The following is a 4,152-nucleotide window of genomic DNA, read 5'->3' on the forward strand; positions in this document are numbered from 1 at the left end:
GCCCCTCGGAGGATAAGAAGAACGAACGTGAGGAACCCATCATGGTTATTTCGAGTTTGGTCGTGGAAACGATGCCCGATCGCACCGACGACGTGGCCCGGGAGCTGGCGCAGCGCGAAGGCGTCGAGGTGCACGAGACGAACGGGCACAAGATCGTCGTCACCATCGAGGCCGACACCGTGGACGACTCGCACGACATCGCGAGCGGCTTCATCGGCATCGAAGGCGTGACCGGCATCAACCTCGTGTACGCTAACTTCGAGGACGATCCCACGCTGGCCGAGGCCGGTACGCGATGAGCGAAGCTTCGGACACGCGGCGCGCGTTTCGCTGGTCCTGGCTGCGCCATGCCGTGCAGGCGGCGGCTCTCGTGCTGTTCGCCGCCCCGGTGCTTGCGGCCGGATGGAGCCTGTTCGGAACGTCCGTCGGCGGCGACGACGCCGCGGCGACCCCCGCCCAGCTTCCCTTCTTCGGCAGCCTGTCCTCCTCGTCCATCGGGGGTCTCGACATCCTCGACCCCTTCGGCGCTCTGCAGGTCATCGCCGCCTCCAAAACGTTCGAGCTCGATTGGCTGCTGGCCGCGCTGCCGGTGCTCATCGTGTACGGGCTGATCCGAGGCCGGGCGTTCTGCGGATGGGTGTGCCCGGTGAACCTGCTCCTCGAGATCGTGGACTTCGCTCGCCGCAAGCTGCGCATCGACGTGCGCGAGATGCCGGTGCCGCGCCATGCGAAGCTGTGGATCGCCCTTGCCGTGCTGGGCCTGTCAGCGCTGACCGGTGTGCCGGTGTTCGAGGCATTCTCGCCCATAAGCGCCGTCAACAAGGGCATCCTCTTCGGTGCCGTGACAGGCGTTTGGGTGCTGCTGGCCATCGTGCTGACGGAACTGTTCTGGGGCTATCGCGTGTGGTGCCGCTCGCTGTGCCCGCTGGGCGGCTTCTACGAGGCGCTTGGCCGATTCGGCCAGGTAAACGTGAAGATCGATCCCGCAGCCTGCATTCACTGCGACGCGTGCAAGCATGCATGCCTGTCCGATCCCGCGATCCTCGAGCCAGCGCTCGACGGATGCGACGCGATCGTGCGGGCCGGCGACTGCATGGCCTGCGGTTCGTGCATCGACGCCTGCCCCACGCGCGCCCTGTCGTTCACCCTGGGACGCGCCTCCAAGCCGGCCGCCCCGAACGGCGAGGAATGACCCGGTGCGGCCTCTGGTGCATCGCGCGGCTTCGCGATGCACCAGAGGCCGCACCTTTCGCGCGCGCCGCCTTCCCCTTTACACGTTCAGCAGCTTGTGCCTGAGGGCGTAGTCCACCAAATCGGCGCGGGTCTTCAGGCCCAGCTTCTGGTATATCTTCGAACGGTGGGCCTCCACCGTCTTGACCGAGAGGAATATCTGCTCGGATATCTCCTTGTTCGTGAAGCCCTTGGCCAGAAGCTGGAGGATCTCCAGCTCGCGGTTCGAGAGCTGCTGGTAGGAGCGATCCTCTTCCTCTCCTCCGGCCACAAGCTGCTTGGTGAGCATGGCCGTCATCTTCGGATGGATGTAGCTGCCGCCCTCGGCCACCGCATGAACGGCGGCGATCAGCTCTTCTGACGTCGAGTTCTTCAGTACGTAGCCCGCCGCTCCCCCGCGTAGCGTGTAGAAGAGGTACTCCGGTTCGGCGAACATCGTGAGGATGACCACCTTCGTGCCGGGGAAGTCCTTCGCGATCTTCTCGCAGGCCACCAGCCCGCTCTGCCCCGGGGGCATGGAGATGTCCATGAGCAGGATGTCCGGTTTCTCGCGCGCCACGATGGCGTAAGCCTGCGCGCCGTCGGCTGCCTCGGCCACCACCCGCACGTCGGGGTCCTGCTCGAGTATCATCCTGAAACCCACGCGTACCACTTCGTGGTCGTCCGCCAGCATTACTCTGATCATGCGCCCGCCTCCTTGCCTTCCGCCACGTGCATCGGCGCAACCAGCGTCATCTTCGTGCCATGCTCGTCGGATTCCATCGCGAGCCGGGCGCCGATGACGCTCGCGCGCTCCTGCATGCCTACGAGACCGCAGCCGCTCCCCTTGATCTCCGGCTGCTCGGTGTCGAAGCCGCATCCGTGGTCGATCACGCTCACATGCAGCCATCCGGCCGAATCCTCGAGCCGGACGATCACCTTCTCGGAACCCGAGTACTTGCAGGCGTTCAGGATGGCCTCCTGGCAGATGCGGTACGCCTGCGTCTCGAGAGCCTGATCGAAGCGATCGCACGACAGGCTGCCCTCGAACACGATCTCGTTGCCGTACGTGCGCTCGAACACGGCAGCCTGCGAGCGCAGAGCCGCAACGAAACCAAGATGGTCGAGAGCCGAAGGTCGCAGCTGCACCGACAGGTTGTGCAGCTCGTCAAGCACGTTGGCAAGATCGTTGTTCGCTTCCGCCAGCAGCTCGTAGCCCTCTTCGTCAACATGCGCGACAAGGCGCTTGAACACGAACGACAGCGTCAGCAGCTCCTGCGCTATGCCGTCGTGCAGCTCGCGCGAGATGCGCTTGCGCTCGTCCTCCTGAGCGGCGATGACGCGCGCAAGCTCCGAGCGGATGAAGATAGGGTTCTTCTGATCGTCGGCGCGTTTCTCCACCGCGATTCTTTCGAAATCCATGAAGTCGTCGGAAACGACGTCCAAATCGCACAAGGTGCCGTCCAGATCGTCGATGACCTGGCGGTACGCCGCTTCGTGCCGATCGCTCACCGTGCGGAACGCGCACAGCAGCACGGCGACCACGCGCCCGTCGCGCGTGAGCGGCAACGCGCAGAAGCTATGCAGATCCTCGGCGAACACGATAGGGTACGACGAGTACTCGCGCGGGTCGATCTCCTCGTCGATGTTCGTGAACATCATGGGCTTGCCCGCCTTGATGGTGATGCCGCCGATGCCGTGCCCCGGTGCCAGCACGATGCGGCGATGGCGCTCGCCGGTAGCGCCTGCGCTGTATATCCACTTGAGCGGCGCGCCGATGAACGCCGTCAACCCGATAGACACGAAATCGAACCCGTACCGATCTTTGATGTCGTTCACCGCACGCGCGTACTTCTCGCACGCGCCCGCCAGCTCTCGCTCGCTGAAATTGGACGCTCCCACCGCGTCTCCCCCGTTCCCGTTGCCGATCCGCTCGTTCGCTCGTCGACGGTCTATTATCCCCTACTTCGCTCGTATTTGCACGGGGCGGCTTGCCGAACGCCTCGACGACGCGCGTAATCCGCCATGCGGCACGCTCCCGCGGCCCCTGCTTCCCTGATCAGACGCTCGTTCTCGTCGGTGATGCCGCCGAGCGCGAACACGGGCGCATGCGCGCGATCCAGCACAGCGCGCAGGAAGGGCAACCCTCGCGCCGTGGACGCCGGCTTGCACGAAGGCGCGAACACGGGGCTCGCGACGAGAACGTCGGCTCCCAGAACCTCGGCCTCGGCCACCTCGTCGGCCTCGTGGACGTTCGTGCCCACCCACGCGAACCCGTCGGGACGGCCCTGCGCGCGCAACAGCGGCAGCGGCAGGTGCACGGCGGCGCAACCGAGGCGGCGCGCCGCCTCCACGTGCGCGTGCGCGACGAAGGCGATGCCACAGCGCGCGCAGACGGCGGCCATCTCCGCTGCGAGGAGCTCGTAGGCGGCATCGTCGAGGTCCTTCTCGCGCAGGATGACCGCGTCGATGGCGCCCGACTCCGCGAGGAACGCCGTCTGCTGCGGCAACGGGAGAGCGCAGCGGAGGCGGTCGGTGACGAACACGCGCCGAAACGTCGGGTCCGCCGCCGAGGGCTCACAGGCGAACATAGTCGTTCATCACCGGCTCGAGGCCGACGCCGCGCAGCGCGGCGCGCACCTGCGCCACGTCGCGGCCGTCGGCGATCTCGAACTGGTCGTCGCCCGCAGTCGATCCGTCCGCATGCTCGCCGACGCCCGTGGACACGCCGGCGGATATCTTCGTGGCGGCGATGCCCATGACCTGGTCGCGGAAGCCCGCGCGCTCGCGCGACGAGATGGTGATGCCCGCCTGCGGCAGCAGCAGCCGGTAGGCGCACATCACCTGCAGCAGCTGGCGCTCGCCCACGCCGCGCGGCCCCAGCGACCCGTTCCCGGCGATGGGGCGCAGGCGGGGGCACGACAGCGACAGCTCGGCGTGCGG

General features: G+C 66.6%; 5 protein-coding genes and 1 pseudogene. 2 read left to right on the plus strand and 4 right to left on the minus strand.

All coding sequences use genetic code 11. The features are described from left to right. On the plus strand, positions 1–299 hold a 299-nt coding region (locus ACMO6A_RS03430; protein ID WP_418470788.1), incomplete at its 5' end, for a chaperone NapD. Further along, the gene (locus tag ACMO6A_RS03435) at positions 296–1,192 is read left to right on the plus strand and encodes a 4Fe-4S binding protein (RefSeq protein ID WP_009307160.1); all 897 of its coding nucleotides are present in this window, start codon (positions 296–298) and stop codon (positions 1,190–1,192) included. The genes ACMO6A_RS03430 and ACMO6A_RS03435, both read left to right, overlap by 4 nt. 78 nt (positions 1,193–1,270) lie before the next feature. On the opposite strand, the gene ACMO6A_RS03440 is transcribed toward ACMO6A_RS03435, so the two are convergent. The 4 genes and pseudogenes from ACMO6A_RS03440 to ACMO6A_RS03455 form a co-directional block, all read right to left on the minus strand. Continuing rightward, positions 1,271–1,915, minus strand: a complete 645-nt coding sequence (locus tag ACMO6A_RS03440) for a response regulator transcription factor (protein ID WP_009307161.1) — start codon at positions 1,913–1,915, stop codon at positions 1,271–1,273. Next, positions 1,912–3,111 carry a GAF domain-containing sensor histidine kinase gene (locus ACMO6A_RS03445; RefSeq protein WP_009307162.1) on the minus strand — a complete coding sequence of 400 codons (1,200 nt, stop codon included), beginning with the start codon at positions 3,109–3,111 and terminating at the stop codon, positions 1,912–1,914. Before ACMO6A_RS03445 ends, ACMO6A_RS03440 begins: the two co-directional genes overlap by 4 nt. 53 nt (positions 3,112–3,164) lie before the next feature. Then, positions 3,165–3,800, minus strand: a complete 636-nt coding sequence (locus ACMO6A_RS03450) for a thiamine phosphate synthase (RefSeq protein WP_009608585.1) — start codon at positions 3,798–3,800, stop codon at positions 3,165–3,167. Further along, positions 3,787–4,152 (minus strand): annotated as a pseudogene (locus ACMO6A_RS03455) (2-iminoacetate synthase ThiH); the annotation flags it as partial. The gene ACMO6A_RS03450 and the pseudogene ACMO6A_RS03455, both read right to left, overlap by 14 nt.

The organism is Eggerthella sp., from assembly GCF_048329335.1.
Lineage (GTDB): Bacteria > Actinomycetota > Coriobacteriia > Coriobacteriales > Eggerthellaceae > Eggerthella > Eggerthella lenta.

What these genes read in the sequence shown, in the direction of transcription:
- ACMO6A_RS03435 (WP_009307160.1), top strand. Translation starts at nt 296, where the DNA reads ATGAGCGAAGCTTCGGACACGCGGCGCGCGTTTCGCTGGTCCTGGCTG.
- ACMO6A_RS03440 (WP_009307161.1), bottom strand. Translation starts at nt 1,915, where the DNA reads ATGATCAGAGTAATGCTGGCGGACGACCACGAAGTGGTACGCGTGGGT.
- ACMO6A_RS03450 (WP_009608585.1), bottom strand. Translation starts at nt 3,800, where the DNA reads ATGTTCGCCTGTGAGCCCTCGGCGGCGGACCCGACGTTTCGGCGCGTG.